Genomic DNA, 14,729 nt, shown 5'->3' with positions numbered 1-14,729 from the left:
CGGCGTCTTGGTCTTTTAGGCTTTTTGGGCGGCGCGGCGCGCAGCTGCGGCGAGGGCGGCGATCAGCGCCTCGGTGCGGAACGGCTTTTCGACGATTGGGCGCGCCGAATGCGCCGGCGGCAGGGCCGAACGGCCATAGCCGGTCGCGAAGACGAAAGCTGCGCCCATCACGTCGAGCCGATCGGCGACCGGCTCGACGCTCTCGGCCCCGATGCGAAGGTCGAGCAGAGCGACGTCGAATTGCGTCTCGGCGACGTGTCGTAGTGCGACGGCGACGGTCTGGGCCGAGGCCACGACGCAGAAGCCATGCTCGGCGAGCATCTCCTCGAGCGCCAGCGCGATCAGCGGCTCGTCCTCGACGACGAGCACGCGCCGACCGAGCGCCGCCTCCGCGCGCCAATGTTCCATCGCCCTTCGCCCCCACGCCAAGGCTTTCAGTCTCGCGGATGGTGGGGGCGATTCCGGCGCCTGTCCAGATCGGGATAGCCTCATCCGCCGCTTGCGGCGGCGCAGCCGCTATTTCGTGCGCAGAGCGGCGAGCGCCCAGATCGCCAGAGCCAGCCAGCTCGCGATCGTCAGCGAGCCGCCGATCGGCGCGGCATAGGGGAACAGCCGATCGCCGGCGAAAGCACGGGCGACGAGATCGCCGGAAAACAGCGCGACGCCGGCGAGGAGGGCGAAGCCGACGCCCGTCAGCCAGCGCCCCAGCGGCGGCTTCGCCGCGAGCAGCGCGCCGAGACCGAGCGCCGCTGCGGCGTGGATCATCAGGAAGCGGCTCGCCGTGTCGAGGTTGGCGGCGCTCGAAATATGCGCCGCCGCGGCGGAGAGAGCGACGCCAGCCGCTCCTTCGAGCGCGGCGAAAGCGACGATGAGAAGATTCGAGCGCTGCATCAGCTTCTCTTGGTAAACTAAAGCAGAATAAGGAAAATTCTGCTCATGTTGAAGTTCTGCGCGATCGTGGCCGTGGATCCTTCGCGCGCCGCGGCGAGGCTTTGGGGTCAGTAGGCGTTCTCGGTCTTCAGCAGCGCGATCGGCGTGAGCGCGAGAATATAGATGTCGAGCAGGATCGACCAGTTCTCTATGTAATAGAGATCGCATTCGACACGCTTTTGAATTTTCTCCGGCGTGTCGGTCTCGCCGCGCCAGCCATTGATCTGCGCCCAGCCGGTGAGGCCGGGCTTGACGCGATGGCGGGCGAAATAGCCGTCGACGACCTCGTCGTAGAGATGCTCGGCGGCTCTCGCGTGCATGGCGTGCGGGCGGGGGCCGACCAGCGACAGATTGCCCTTGAACACGACATTGAAGAGCTGCGGCAATTCGTCGAGCGAGGTCTTGCGGATGAAGCGGCCGACGCGGGTGACGCGCGGATCGCCCTTGGTGACGAGCTTGGCCGCCGCCGGGTCGAGCTTGTCCGCATACATTGAGCGGAATTTATAGACTTCTATGCGCTCATTGTTGAAGCCGTAGCGCGTCTGGCGGAACAGCACGGGGCCGCGCGAATCGAGCTTGATGGCGAGCGCCACCGCCGCCATCACCGGGGCGAAGAGAATGAGGCAGAGCGCGCCGACGACTTTGTCGAAGGCGGATTTGGCCAGCACGTCCCAATCGGCGATCGGCTTGTCGAAGACGTCCAGCACCGGGACATTGCCGATGTAGGAATAGGAGCGCGGGCGAAAGCGCAGCTTGTTGGTGTGGGCGGCGAGGCGAATGTCGATCGGCAGCACCCAGAGCTTGCGCAGCATTTGCAGCAGCCGCGCCTCCGCCGAGATCGGCAGCGTGAAGATGACGAGATCGAGCCGCGTATGGCGCGCGAATTCGACGAGATCGTCGATCGTGCCGAGCTTGGGATAGCCGGCGACGACGTCCGGCGAGCGATCGTCGCGGCGGTCGTCGAAGATTCCGAGAATGCGCAGATCGCTGTCCTGCTGCGCGGCGGCGAGATCGCGCAGCACCGGCTCGGCCATCGGGCCGCCGCCGACGATGACGGTGCGGCGGTCGAGCTTGCCCTGCTGCGTCAGCGTGCGCACGATCGCCGAGACGGCGAAGCGCTCCGCCGCCAGCACGCCGAGCCCGCCCGCATACCAGCCGAGCAGCCAGACGCGCGACAGGGCGTTGTCGAGCTTCAAAAAGAAGATCGCGGCCAGAGCGGCGAGAAAGACCAGGGTCCAGCCGGCGGCGAGCTTCGAGCCATGGCCGATCGGCGCGCGAAATGCGGCGGGCGTATAGAGGTCGAACGCCTGCCAGGCGAGGACCGAGAGCAACGCCATGCCCGGAATGACGACGAAATATTCGACGCCATAGCCATAGCCGGGCGCGACATGCAGCCGATGCACGGCGAAGCCGACCGCGGTGATCAGCAGAAATTCGAGACTGCGGACGAGGCCGGCGAGGACGATCGGCGAATAGGCCGGAGTCGGCCGGGCGTCGGCGGAAATTTCCGCGAGCCTCGAGGCCGCGCGACTGTCGTCATTGACGGGCGGCGCCGCCTTTATGTCGCGTAGGGCGAAAGCACACATGACGCTACTCCACTCATCAGGCTCGCTGCGGTAGGACGGCCTCCGCGGCGCGGCGATGTCCTACGGCCTCCAGCGCGTCGCGATAGCCGCGCAGCACCGCCTCATCCATCGCACACAAAGAGAAATTTTCTGCTACTCGATCAGCGAGTTGATCGGCGGCGAGACGTCGCTGCGCCGCATCCGTGCGGCCGGCGGCGATCATTGCGCGGGCGAGCGCGCGCGGATCGTCGCTCGCAACGAGACGATCCGCGTGATCGCCGAAGATTTCGGGAATGCCGCCGACATTGGTGGCGATGAGCGGCGTGCGCGCGGCGATCGCCTCGAGCACGATATAGGGAAGCGATTCTGCGCGGCTCGGCACCACCAATATGCGTCCCGTTCGCAGCGCCTCGCGGGCCGGTATGGGCGGCGCGAAGGAAAGCCGCTCGCTGATGCCGCGCGCTTCGGCGAGCGCGCGCAACGCCGCTTCGTCCGGTCCGGAGCCGACGAGGGCGAGCCGCGGCGCCGCGCCGGTCTCGTCGCGTATGAGCGCCAGCGCTTCGATCAGCGTGTCGACGCCTTTGAAGCGGCGCCACTCGCCGACATAGAGAAAATCCGCCGCATCGTCGCTGGGCGCGATGGGCTCGAATTCCTCCGGACGCAGTCCATTGGGCACGACGCGCGTCATGGAGCCGGAAAAGCCGATCGCCTCGGCGAAGCGCTTCTGCGCATAGGCGCTTTCGAAGGGGATGAAATTCGTCACCCGCTCGAGCGCGCGCTCGACCGAGAGATAGAGCCGATTGACGAGCGCGTCCGGATCGAAATGGAGGCTGCCGCCATGCGGCGTGTAGACGCGAATATGTCGATGCGGCGGCGACGGAAAAAACGGCAGCAGAGCGGGCAGGCGCGCATAGAGCCCGCCTTTCGCGCCATGGCCATGCACGACATCGGGCGCGAGCCGTTTCAGCGCCATGGCGATGCGAAAGGCGACGATCGGATCGGTCCAGCTCGGCAGACGGCGAATGCAGAGCCGCGTGACGCCGAGCTCGAGCGCGGGCTCGAGCCTTCGCAAGGTCGCCTCCGCGCGCTCGCCGCCAGTGGAGGAATCGGCGATGATCCCCACCGCATGGCCGCGGGCCGCCTGCGCGCCGGCGAGATCGACGACATGACGAAAGAGCCCGCCGATCGGCGCGCGCATCACATGCACGATGCGCAGTCGCCCTAGGGCTTTATCGTCGCTCGAAAGGCTCTGCCGCTCGTCTCGCATCTTCCGTCTTTAAAATATCCGCTCGCGAACCGTGATCGTGTCTCCGGGCCGAACCGCTTGCAGCAGGGGCACGCGGCCGGTGACCGAGACGCCGCCGAAGTCGCGCGTCAGATCCACCTCGCCTTGATAGCCGCGCGGGCTGAAGCCGCCGGCTATGGCGATGGCCTTCTGCACGGTGAGACCCTCGACGAATGGAAATTGTCCGGCGGTCATCACTTCTCCGAGCACGAAGAAAGGCCGATACGCCTCGACTTCCACCGAGACGCGGGGGTCGCGGATGAATCCGTTGCGCAAACGTGCGGCGATTTCATGTTGCAGCATCTGGGTCGTGAGGCCGGCCGCCGGCACGATGCCGATGAGCGGCATCGCAATATGGCCGGAGCCGTCGACAGTGTAGCTGTTGGAGATCGCGTCCTGGCCGAACACGATGACGCGAAGCCGGTCGCCGGCCGCGAGCGTGTAGGGCTCCTCGGTCGAGGACGCCAGCAGCTCTGGAACATAGGCGCCGGGCAGGGCGCAGCTCGACAATGTCGCGCACATCATCAGCCAGAATAGGAGAAAGCCATATCTCGGCATTTAGAATCTCGGGCTCGAGGAACAGCTTAAGAACGACGTTCCGCGGAAATTTTTTAACGGCCTATGGTTAACAAAGCCTGATTGGACGCTCCGTTACGCGGATCGCCACGACGAGGGCGCCGTGTCGCCGTGGTTAACCCCGCGGAAACCATAATCTCTGTACATGGTCTGTGCGCTACAAGGAGTTCGCAGATGAGTTTCGGCCACTCTCACGACGACGCGGGAAGCGTCCGGGGCGAGATCTCGAATGGCGAGATCGATCTCGGGCAGATCGCCGGCGCCTTGTCGCGGCGCCGTCGCATCGTGATCGGCGTGACGCTCGCGGCTTTTCTCGGCGCTCTGGTCTTCGTCAATGTCGTCAAGCCGCGCTACACGGCCGAAGCGCGTGTCCTGCTCGAGAATCAGGAGAGCTATCTGACGCGCGCCGACAAGGAGCGCGCCGATCCCACCGCGGCGCCGGACGCCGAGGCGGTGCAGAGCCAGATTCAAATGCTCACCTCGCGCGATCTCGCGCGCCGCGTGCTGAAGTCGCTCGATCTCCAGGGCAATACGGAGTTCGATCCGATCGCCAATGGCCTCGGGCTCGGCGCGAAGATCGGCGTCATGCTGGGGCTGAGCCGGGATCCGTCCAAGCTCGCGCCGGAAGAGCGCATGTTGGACGCATATTTCGACAAATTGCTCGTGCTCTCGCCGACCAAGACGCGCGTGCTGCAGATCGAATTTTCGTCCCGCGATCCCGATCTCGCGGCGCGGGCGGCCAACGCAATCGCCTCCTTCTATATCGACATTCAGCGCGAGGCGAAGCGCGAGAATGCGCGCGACGCCGCGCAATCGCTGAGCCCGCTGGTCGCCGATCTGCGCGAGCGACTGAGCAGAGCCGAGGCCAAGGTGGAGGCTTTCCGCTCGCGTTCGGGCCTCTTCGCCGGCACGAACAATATGACGATCGCCACGCAGCAGCTCGGCGATCTCGCCAATCAGCTCTCCATTTCGCGCACCGCCCAGGCGGACGCCGAGGCCAAGGGCAGGCTCGTGCGCGACATGCTGCGGCAAAATCGCGTCGGCGAGATTCCCGATGTCGCCAATAATGAGATGATCCGCCGCATCGGCGAGCAGCGCGTGTCGCTGCGCGCTCAGCTCGCGCTCGAATCGCGCACGCTGCTGCCCGGCCATCCGCGCATAAAGGAGCTGCAGGCGCAGCTCGCCGATCTCGACGCCGATTGGCGCCGAGCCGCCGAGCGCACCGCGCGCACGCTGGAGAATGAGGCCCATATCGCTTCCGCGCGCGTCGAAAATCTGGCCCGCGCGATGGAGGAGCAAAAGCGTGTCGCCGGCGCGGCGGGCGCGGATGAGGTGCAATTGCGCGAGCTCGAGCGCGCCGCGCGCGTGCTCAAAGACCAGCTCGAGGCGGATTCGGCAAAATATCAAGAAGCGCTGGCGCGCGAAGGGCCGAAGGCCTCGCCCGCCGACGCGCGCGTCATTCAGCGCGCCGTGGCGCCGCCGATTCCCTCCTTCCCGAAAAAGGTTCCGATCACCGCCTTCGCGACGATCGCCGCCTTTGTTCTCTCGGCCGGCTCGATCGTCGCGATCGAGCTGCTCAGCGGACGCGCGCGCCTCCTCGGGCCGGCGCCGCTTCCGGCTCCGCCCGAGGAGGAGGCGCTCGAGGCGCCGTCGCAGATTCGCATCGCGGCGCGCCGGCGCGAGCCTGTTTTCGACGAGCCCGAAGAGGAGGACGAGCCGCGGACGAGCCTCGCCCTCGCTCCCGAGCGGCGCACGCCGGAGCTCGAGAATCGCTCGCCGCGGACATTTCGTTCGGGCATCGTCGGCAAGATCGACGCAGCGCGCATGGCGACGCTTTCGGTGAAAGTTTTGATGGTCGGCTGCGCCGACGCCGAATGCAGCTTCGACAGCGCCGTGACATTGTCGCGCGCTCTGGCGCGGCGCGGCCTCGCCATAATCGTGGCGGCCGATGCGCAGGCGCAAGGGCGACTTTATGATCGGCTCATTCCCGATCTCGAGCGCGCGCGGCCGCTCGGACTCGCCGATCTCGCCAGCGGAGCCGCGACCTTCGGCGAGGCGATTCATCGCGATCAGGAGTCGCGCCTGCATGTCATGCCGGGCGGCCGCTCCGCCGCGGAGTATGATCAAGACGTCGAGCCCGTGCTCGAGGCGCTGGCGCAGACTTATGATTTCATCGTTTTCGCGACGCGCGACTATGAGCGCGCGATGTTTCTCGCGCCCTCATTCGACATTGTGCTGGTGAGCGGCGCCGAGCTCGCTGCGGAGGCGGTGATCGACGAGCTGGCGCAGGCCGGCGTCTCCGACGCTTACCTGCTCGAGGAGGAGAGCGCCGCCGACGCTTCCGCCGCCTGAGCCCTACCGCGCGAGGCGGCGCAGCCGCGTGAGCGAAGCGAGGAGGCGCGGATTCTGCTTCACGGCGCGTTTTGCGCGCGTGAGCGCGGAAAGGATCGGCGCGGCGAGCGCGCCGAGCGGCGTCACGGGAATGAGCGCATCGACCAGAGCGATCGTCTCGTCGCAGACGGCGTTCTTATAGCGCGCTTCGCCGACGCCGAGATCGAAACGCGTGACGCCGCGCGCGACGAGATCGCGCAGCAGCGAATGCAGCAGCAGATCGCCCGGCGACGAACGCGCGATTTCTTCATCCGCCACGAAGGAATTGAGCATCGCCGAAAAGCGCCCGCGATGGGTGAAGCCGGCATAGGTCGCGATGATGCGTCCGTCCAGCGTCACGGCGTGAGCCTCGAGCGCGCCGCCGCAGAGACCGAGCACAAAGTCGCGCATGGCGTCCTTCGCGAAGGAGGGGGCCTGCAATCGCTCGGCCTTTTGCGTGAGAAGCGCCTCGAGAATCTCTCCCGCGCGCGCGCCCGTCGCGCGATGCTCGAAGACGAGCGCGCCCATTTTGTCGAGCCGCGCTTGCTTCTTGCGCAGCTTCTTGCGCGCATCGCTCGAGAAGCGCGCGTCGAGCTCGCTCACTGTCACGGGCAGGCTCGTCCCATAGGCGAAGCTCGGGCTCGGAGTCGCGCCGAGCAAAGCGAGCGGATTGGCGACGCCATCGAAGGCGAGCGGCTGATTGCCGAGGTGATAGAGATCGACGCCCGCCGAATGCGCGGCGCGGCGCAACGCGGCGCGGATCGCGGCCGCGTCGAGGCGCGCGTCGGCGGCGAAGAGACCGAGATTGAAATTGCTCTCCTTGCCGCCGAGGAATTGCGCGATCCGCAGCGGCCCGTGGCGCGAAACGCCGAGCGCGAGAAGCGCGAGCGGGCGCACGCCGGCGGAGTTGCGCGCGACGACGATCATCGGCTCGAGGCCGCGGGCGCGGCCGAAGGCCTGAAACCAATCGCGCGCGAAGCCGAAAGATTGATAGGCGCTCGCCGGCGCATTGGCGAAGAGCGTCTCCCAATCGTCGCGCGCGTCTTCGAAAGAAGAGAAGACGTCGAGCGAGATGTCGTCGACCGCCGCCTCGAACCGCGAAAGCTCCATGACGTTTTCTGCTCTTGCGTTAACCATACCGCCGCCGCATTGCTGATGTTTGCGCTTCTTCGCGACACTAGCAAGGAAAGGTCAACGAGACCTCGAGATGGTGCGGGATGAGAAAAATAGCGCGGGAGGCGCGGCTATGACGAAATGGCGTCGATTTGCGATCGAGGCGGGGATGGAGTTTTTCCGCGCGAGCGGCGCTCATCGGCTGGCCGAGCCGTTTACGCGCGGACTCGGCGCGATTTTGATGTTTCATCGCGTGCGGCCGCGGCTCGAGCAGGCTTTCGAGCCCAATCAGCCGCTGGAGATCACCCCGGAGTTCTTGAACGCGCTGATCTTATGGCTGCGCCAGCGCGGCGTTGCGATCGTCTCTCTGGAGACGGCGCTCACGCGGCTGCGTGACGGCGCTTCGGCGGCGCCCTTCGCCGTGCTCACCTTCGACGACGGCTATCGGGATTTCGTCGAACATGCGCTGCCCGTGCTGGAGCGCCATGGCGCGCCTTTCACGCTCTATATCACCGCCGGCTACGCCGATGCGTCGGCGCGGCTATGGTGGGTCGAGCTCGAGGAGGCGGTCCGCCGTCTCGATCGCGTCGACGTCGTCGCGGGCGGCAAGCGGGTCTCGCGCGCCGCGGCGACGGCGGAAGAAAAGCGCGCCGCTTTCGCAGAAATCTATGCGCAATTGCGCGCCGGGGACGAGGCGGAGCTGCTGCGCGTCGTCACCGCGCTCTCCGCCGAGGCGCGGCTCGAGCCTCTGGCGCTGACGCGGCGCCTGTGCCTCGGATGGAGCGAGCTGCGCGCGCTTTCGCGTCACGAACTGGCGACGGTCGGCGCGCATTCCGTCACCCACGCTCGGCTCGCCAAGGTCGATTGCGCTGCGGCGATCTATGAGATGACCGAGAGTCGGCTGCGCATAGAATCCGAGCTGGAGCGTCCGGTTCGGCATTTTTGCTATCCGGTCGGCGATCCGACGTCGGCGGGACGAAGAGAGTTCGAGCTCGCCGCGCTGCTCGGCTTCGCGAGCGCGGCGACGACGCGTCCGGGCATGATTTTTCCCGCGCACTGCGATCATCTCCTGGCGCTGCCGCGGCTCTCGGTGAACGGACGGCATCAATCGCTCGCCGCGCTGGACATTCTTTTGTCCGGCGCGCCTTTCGCCCTGATGAACGCAGGCCGCCGCGTCATGGCGGCCTGACTTTTGGCGCGGCGCCGGGCGTTACGCCGGTCCGAGACGCCAGAGGCCGAGAAGCTGCGTGAAGCTGCGCCACAGCTCGCCGAGCGATTTCTTTTCGGCGATCGAGCGCGCGCGGGCGGCGACTGCGCCGGGCGTGATCGCGCCGGAATAATTGCAATCGCAGAAAATGTGATGCGCCTCCCGCATGGACAGCTGGAAGAAATCGATCGCGTCGCCGAGACGGTCGCCTTTCAAGCCCTGCTCACGAAATTGCGCGTCACGAAAGGCGATGTACAGCGGCGACTCGTCCTGCCGCAGCTTGATCCGCTCCTTCACGGGCACGTATTCCATCATCGAGAAGAGGCGGATGCGTCCGACATGCGCTTCGATCAAAGTCGCGAGCCGCTGCAATCGAGCGCGCCGCAGCGAGGCTTGCTCGCGCCGCGCCTCGACGGGCTCGACTCCTGCAAGTTTAGTTATTTCTTCGAGAGTTCTGTATTTCATCACGCCCTCCGTCGCCAATGGGGCCATCCGCCCGACAAAACAAATCCCCAACTCCCCTGAACACGTTCAAAGCGGATTGGTTCCTGCGCCTCGATCGATGTCGGCGCACGGATCGGCGACGCTTTCGGCGACGGCGCGATCGTCGCTCTTGCCGGCTCGGCCAGCGCAACTAGATGGATCGCGGGGTTGCAACCGGGCTGCAGGAATGGAGAGTCCTCATGTCCATGACCTTCCGAGAGGCGACAGCGCAAGAAAACGCTGCAGTTTATGGCGGTCTCGTCGATGCGGTGGGAGGCATCGCAACAATAGTCCTCGCCGTTTGTGGGCTCGCCGGAGTCAATCCGCCGCTCATGGCCGGAATCGCGACGATCGTGTTCGGCGTCGCTCTGCTCATTCAAGGCGGCGCTATGCTGTCCGAATATGCGCAGATCATCTTCCCCGCGGGCGCGAAATCCGGGAATTTCGAACATTTCGGCGCCGGCGGCCTCTCGGCTGTCTTCCTCGTCGGAGCGGCGGGAATTGTGCTCGGCGTGCTCTCGCTTCTCGGCATCAACTCCGGCGTTCTGACGCCGATCGCGGCGATCGCTTTCGGCACTGCGCTCGTGCTCAGCAGCAATGCGGTGTGGCATCTCTACACGCTGCGCCACGCGCAGGCGAAGAGCGAAGCCACGCCATCGCAGAACCTCAGCGGCGAGTTTCTGGCGAGCGAGATGGCCTCTGGCTCTGCGGGCATTCAGGCGCTCGCCGGTCTGGCCGCGATCGTGCTCGGCGTTCTCGCTGTCGCGGGAAACACCAATGATCTCGTGCTCAATCTCGTCGCTCTTCTGGCGCTCGGCGCGACCGTCGTGCTCACCGGCAGCACGCTGAGTGCGACCGTGCTGAGTTTCATGCGTCCTTGGTCGTCGTCGCAGCCTTGATCCGGCCGCTCGTCACTCGGAGTCGTCGTCTCGAGACGGCTCCGGGAGGCGCTCGCCAGCGCTTCCAGCCGAAGCGGGAGGCCGGTTCGGCGTTGGAGACGCGTCGAAACGAGAGCTCGGATCTTTCTGCGTTTCGATGAAGCACAGAGCGATTCTAGCGACGGCGCCAGCGGCGCTCGATCTGCCGAATGCCGCGCGCCGAGATCCACCGAATGGCGTCGGGCTTTTCGTCGGTTCGGATCGAGGCGATCGAATGCCGCTCGATTTGTTCGATCGCGACGATTTTTTCGCGCTCGACAGAGCGTCGGCAGCGTCCCTCGGCGACGAGCGCGCGAAGCTGGCCGAAATAGCGCAGACTGTTGGTCGCGCGCTCGATCTTCATCACATCTTGTCGCCGCTGGCAGACGACGGCGCCGCGCTTGATGAATAAATTGGGGCGCATCGCTGCTTCCTGCGCCGCAGCCGCGTCGCAGAGCGATGCGAATAGAAGCGAAAGCGAGAGTGCGAGACGGCCGGCGCGTCTCATCGGCGTTGCGCCGGCTCGTCGGGCGCAATACCCTGCGCCGCTTCGTCCCCCGCGTGCTCTGTCTCGAAGAGACGCAGAAAGGCGCTTCTATCGGCGCGCAGCTTGCGGAGATGCACGAAAGCGAGCTGCGAAAGCCGGCGGTCGCCGAGCGTCGTCAGCACGAGGAGCGAGCGGCGCCGATCGAGAGGGTCGTTCTTGCGTTTGACGAGCTTGGCCTGCTCGAGACGCGACACCAGCTCCGCGGCGCTGTGGTCGCGGATCAGCAATTGCTCGGCGAGTTCGCCGACGCTGATATGCGCGCCGGCGCGAAAGGTTTTTATGGCGAGCAGAGCCTGATAGCGCTGCATGGTGAGGCCGACGTCGGCCGCCGCCTGCTCGCTGAATGCGAGAAATTGCCGTAGCGCATAGCGGAAATTCGCGAGCGCGCGAAGCTCTTCCTCGGAGGGACGGCTTTCGTCGGCTTCCTGAGCGCGGCTCTCGAGCGCCGTCGACATTGTTTTTGCTCTCCCCGCATCCGGCCTTCCCCGGCCGAAAGCGCATGATGGCCTTCGCCCTGCGCGCGGTCAAGGCGTCCGCCGGGGCGCGCATCCGTGGGGGCGCAGAACGGTCTTGCATTTATATCGCTATACGATATATATCCGTCGTATAACGATTGAGCGACGGGCGGCGGCGGCTCGCAAAAAAAACATGCGCGCGAACGACGCGCGAAGCCGGGAGGGAATCCATGATCATCCGAATTTCAGCCGCCGTGATTTTTGCGAGCATCGGTCTGGCGACGCAGGCGCAGGCGCATGGCGGCGTCAGCATCGACGAAGGCCAATGCAAGATGAAGATCGGACCCGATCAAATGAATTTCACCGGCTATCAGCCGCTGAAGTCGCGCGAGCAATTTTGTGACGACATTCCCGATGTCGGCCCGACCATCATCGTTCTCGACGCCGTGCAGGACGAGCTGCGCGACATGAATTTGGAAATCCGCATTCTGCGCGACGTCGGTCAGTCGCGCGACGACGAGAATCTCGAGCAAAACACCGAGACCTATGTGCAGCCGAAGAAATATCGCACCGGCACGCTCAATTTCGAATACGACTTCAAGAAAAAGGGCAAGTTCATCGGCCTGGTGAAGGCGCGAAGCGATGACGAGACGAAAGAGTATGTTTCGCGCTTTCCTTTCTCGGTCGGCGAGACAGAGAGCCGCGACATCACCATCGCTGCATTTTTTGCGGGGCTGGGACTGGTCGGATTCGGACTCTGGTACAAGAATTCCTTCAAGACGAAGCCGCCGCGAGCCTGATCGCAGCGGATCATCTTCGTCGTTGCGAGCGCGCCGCGACATTGCGGTTCGCCGAAAAGGAGGCGGGCATGTCTATCGATCGACGGCGCGTTCTATTGCTGACCGGAGGCGCTGCATTGGCGGCGAGCGGGCTCGGCGTCGCGAGCGCGCACGAATATAGAAAGGGTGGGCTCGAGGTCGAGCACCCCTGGCTGCGCGCGCCGCGGGACGGCGAGAGCGAGGCCGATCTCTTCATGGCGGTCTACAATCGCGGCGACGCTGCCGATCGTCTCATCGCGGTAAAATCTCCCGAGATCGGCGGTTTCGCTCTGCATGTCGCGCCTCATTTCGCAGTCGCGACGGATGCGATTTTCTTTCCCAATGGCTCGAAAGTCGCTCTCGCGCCTGGAGGCTCTTTCATTCGTCTCTCCGGCATCAAGAAGATCAATCCGGTCGGCCGGGGGTTCGAGGTTACTCTCGTGTTCGAAAAGGCAGGCGAGCTGCCGATAGAAGCGTCCATCGACGCGCCCGACGCCGCACATGCGCATGACGCCGAGGCGATGGAGCGTTGGGAAAAAGCGCATGGCCGCGGCGTCACAGATACGCCACAGGAAGGCGCCGCGCAGGGCGAGGATCATCGCTCTGGCCATGAGGATATGAAGGGCGGCGGCGAGGCGCCGCCGGCGCAGTGAGCCGCTTTCATCGCGCTGCTCGAAAAATTAACTTGCGCGCGACGCAATATGTCGCCATTCGATAGGTCAAGCTGCGACGTCTCGACGCCTCTGCGCGCAGCCAATTCGAAAAAACGAGCGGCGGCGTCTAATGGAGAAGAAAATGGCTCTGCAGACTTCTGGGAAGGACATCGTCAAGTCTCTGGCGTGGTTCATCGGCGCGATCGTGCTGATCGTCACCCTGATCCACTTCGCCCCCATCATCTCCCACGGGGGTTGAGCGGGACACTCTCGTTCTCGCCACGCCGGCCGCGATCCGTCAGTGGATCACGGTCGGCGTCTTCGTATTCGAGGCCCGCACATCCGGGGCCCCGCCGGCGCTGAAAGCGCGTTTGGATTTGCTCGGCCCTCCCGTTATTGTCACGACGACGGCAGCGAGGTCGCGGACATATGGTCGAAAGAACGCCGGGCGATGGCCAAATCGAGGCCTATCTTCTGCGAGAGATGAAGGCGGAGATCGACGAGCTCGCGCGCAGCGAGGTCGACGACGTCACGAAATTTCTCTATGCGCGGGCCCGTGAATTCTATTGGACTGTGACGCGCCTCGTCGGTCTCGGCCGGCTGCATGACGGCGTCTGGCGAAAGCCCGGCGGCGATGCGGCCAGGGCGTGGCGCACGGCCCTTGCGGGCGATATTCCGGCGCCCGCGACGCGCGCCCGTCTGCTCGTCGATATGACGGCGACTCATCGCACCATCGGCCGCACCGGCATTCAACGCGTCGTGCGGGAAATCGCGCGCGCTATGGTCGAGAGCGGCGCCGCAATTCCGGTCTTCATGGAGAATGGGCGCCTCTATTCCCATTTCGCCCATGCGAATCTTCCCGACGAGGTAACGCCTGCGGCCGGCGACAAATTTCTGCTGCTCGACGCCGGCTGGCATCTCACCGCGGAATATTCGCAGATGATCGACAAGGTGGCGCGGGCGGGCGGCGAGACCATCGGCTGCCTGTATGACCTCATTCCAATTCTCTATCCGTCGGTGGTGACGCATTCGGCGCATCTTGCTTTTGTGGAATGGTTCGATCTTCTCGTCCGCGAGAGCGATGCGATCGTCGGCATTTCCAAGGCCGTCATCGACGATTTCGCGGTCTACGCCCGAATGAAGTCTTTGCCCTGCAAGCGTGGCTTGCAGCTCGGCTGGTGGCCGCTCGGCGCGGATTTTCGGGCGCCCGGCGACGCTGCGCCGTCGCCGCGCGCCATCGCCGCAGTGGAGGGCGATCGGCCGCTCTATCTCAGCGTCGGCACGTTGGAGCCGCGAAAAGGCCATGCGATAGCGCTTCGCGCCTTCGATCGCTGGTGGGAGGAGGGCGCCGACGTCCGTTATGTCATCGTCGGCTCGAAGGGCTGGAATGTGCGCGCGCTCGAGCGGCGCATTTTGGAGCATCCCGAATTCGGACAGCGCCTGTTCTGGCTCCAGGACGCGAGCGACGCCGATCTTCGCTATCTGTACGAGCGCACGCGCGCGCTGGTGTTTCCCTCGATCGCCGAAGGTTTCGGCCTGCCGCTGGTCGAGGCCGCGCATTTCGGCGCGCGCGCCATAGCGAGCGACATTCGCGTGTTTCGGGAGGTCGGCGGCGAATGGGTCTCCTATTTCGCGCCTGGCGACAGCGAGGCTCTGCTGGCCCGCCTGAAGGAGACGCTCGCCGCGCCGCCTGCCGCGCCCGCCTGCGACATTTTGTCCTGGGCGGGCTCCGCAGAGGCGCTGGCGGGCCTTTTGCGCACGGGCGACTATCCGCTGCGGCTCGATGAGGCCGTCGAGGCGCGCTAGCCTA

At 65.3% G+C, this 14,729-nt stretch carries 15 protein-coding genes; 6 read left to right on the top strand and 9 right to left on the bottom strand.

Annotated elements, in window-relative coordinates; translation table 11 throughout:
- Positions 1–15: 15 nt before the first annotated feature.
- From C5689_RS14375 to C5689_RS14355, 5 genes are all read right to left on the bottom strand, one after another.
- Positions 16–408, bottom strand: coding sequence for a response regulator (locus C5689_RS14375; RefSeq protein ID WP_108917957.1), 393 nt, complete (start codon positions 406–408; stop codon positions 16–18).
- A 108-nt stretch (positions 409–516) separates the two neighbouring features.
- Positions 517–891, bottom strand: a complete 375-nt coding sequence (locus C5689_RS14370; protein ID WP_108917956.1) for a DUF423 domain-containing protein — start codon at positions 889–891, stop codon at positions 517–519.
- A 107-nt stretch (positions 892–998) separates the two neighbouring features.
- Positions 999–2,516 carry an undecaprenyl-phosphate glucose phosphotransferase gene (locus tag C5689_RS14365; RefSeq protein WP_108917955.1) on the bottom strand — a complete coding sequence of 506 codons (1,518 nt, stop codon included), beginning with the start codon at positions 2,514–2,516 and terminating at the stop codon, positions 999–1,001.
- A 16-nt stretch (positions 2,517–2,532) separates the two neighbouring features.
- Positions 2,533–3,762, bottom strand: a complete 1,230-nt coding sequence (locus tag C5689_RS14360) for a glycosyltransferase family 4 protein (RefSeq protein ID WP_108917954.1) — start codon at positions 3,760–3,762, stop codon at positions 2,533–2,535.
- Between the two features lie 9 nt (positions 3,763–3,771).
- Positions 3,772–4,338, bottom strand: a complete 567-nt coding sequence (locus C5689_RS14355; protein WP_108917953.1) for a polysaccharide biosynthesis/export family protein — start codon at positions 4,336–4,338, stop codon at positions 3,772–3,774.
- A 192-nt stretch (positions 4,339–4,530) separates the two neighbouring features.
- On the opposite strand from C5689_RS14355, the gene C5689_RS14350 reads away from it, so the two are divergent.
- Entirely contained in the window at positions 4,531–6,708 is a 2,178-nt protein-coding gene (locus tag C5689_RS14350; protein ID WP_108917952.1) for a GumC family protein, read from the top strand.
- 3 nt (positions 6,709–6,711) lie between these two features.
- Here C5689_RS14350 and C5689_RS14345 read toward each other — a convergent pair whose 3' ends face one another.
- Positions 6,712–7,836: a GNAT family N-acetyltransferase gene (locus C5689_RS14345; RefSeq protein ID WP_108917951.1), complete on the bottom strand. Its 1,125-nt coding sequence runs from the start codon at positions 7,834–7,836 to the stop codon at positions 6,712–6,714.
- 136 nt (positions 7,837–7,972) lie between these two features.
- On the opposite strand from C5689_RS14345, the gene C5689_RS14340 reads away from it, so the two are divergent.
- A complete protein-coding gene (locus C5689_RS14340; protein WP_108917980.1) occupies positions 7,973–9,028 on the top strand; it encodes a polysaccharide deacetylase family protein in 1,056 nt (351 codons plus the stop codon).
- 21 nt (positions 9,029–9,049) lie between these two features.
- Here the strand turns inward: C5689_RS14340 and C5689_RS14335 are convergent, their stop codons facing one another.
- On the bottom strand, positions 9,050–9,511 hold the full coding sequence (locus C5689_RS14335; RefSeq protein ID WP_244594715.1) for a hypothetical protein: 462 nt from the start codon (positions 9,509–9,511) through the stop codon (positions 9,050–9,052).
- Between the two features lie 218 nt (positions 9,512–9,729).
- Here C5689_RS14335 and C5689_RS14330 point away from each other — a divergent pair, with 218 nt between their 5' ends.
- Complete coding sequence (locus C5689_RS14330; protein ID WP_108917949.1) at positions 9,730–10,428, top strand: hypothetical protein; 699 nt, start codon at positions 9,730–9,732, stop codon at positions 10,426–10,428.
- Between the two features lie 154 nt (positions 10,429–10,582).
- Here the strand turns inward: C5689_RS14330 and C5689_RS14325 are convergent, their stop codons facing one another.
- Both C5689_RS14325 and C5689_RS14320 read right to left on the bottom strand, forming a co-directional pair.
- Positions 10,583–10,870, bottom strand: coding sequence for a hypothetical protein (locus C5689_RS14325; RefSeq protein WP_146188392.1), 288 nt, complete (start codon positions 10,868–10,870; stop codon positions 10,583–10,585).
- An 80-nt stretch (positions 10,871–10,950) separates the two neighbouring features.
- Entirely contained in the window at positions 10,951–11,448 is a 498-nt protein-coding gene (locus C5689_RS14320; RefSeq protein WP_244594714.1) for a MarR family winged helix-turn-helix transcriptional regulator, read from the bottom strand.
- Positions 11,449–11,678: 230 nt separating this feature from the next.
- On the opposite strand from C5689_RS14320, the gene C5689_RS14315 reads away from it, so the two are divergent.
- The 3 genes from C5689_RS14315 to C5689_RS14305 all read left to right on the top strand — a co-directional run bounded on the left by C5689_RS14315 (position 11,679) and on the right by C5689_RS14305 (position 14,725).
- A complete protein-coding gene (locus tag C5689_RS14315) occupies positions 11,679–12,248 on the top strand; it encodes a hypothetical protein (protein ID WP_108917947.1) in 570 nt (189 codons plus the stop codon).
- Positions 12,249–12,316: 68 nt separating this feature from the next.
- A complete protein-coding gene (locus C5689_RS14310; RefSeq protein WP_108917979.1) occupies positions 12,317–12,919 on the top strand; it encodes a copper chaperone PCu(A)C in 603 nt (200 codons plus the stop codon).
- A gap of 429 nt (positions 12,920–13,348) precedes the next feature.
- Complete coding sequence (locus tag C5689_RS14305; RefSeq protein WP_108917946.1) at positions 13,349–14,725, top strand: glycosyltransferase family 4 protein; 1,377 nt, start codon at positions 13,349–13,351, stop codon at positions 14,723–14,725.
- Positions 14,726–14,729 lie beyond the last annotated feature (4 nt).

It is taken from the genome of Methylosinus sporium (genome assembly GCF_003113265.1).
Lineage (GTDB): Bacteria > Pseudomonadota > Alphaproteobacteria > Rhizobiales > Beijerinckiaceae > Methylosinus > Methylosinus sporium.
Note: the sequence above shows the minus strand (reverse complement) of the source record. Positions and strands in the feature narration are given on the sequence as shown.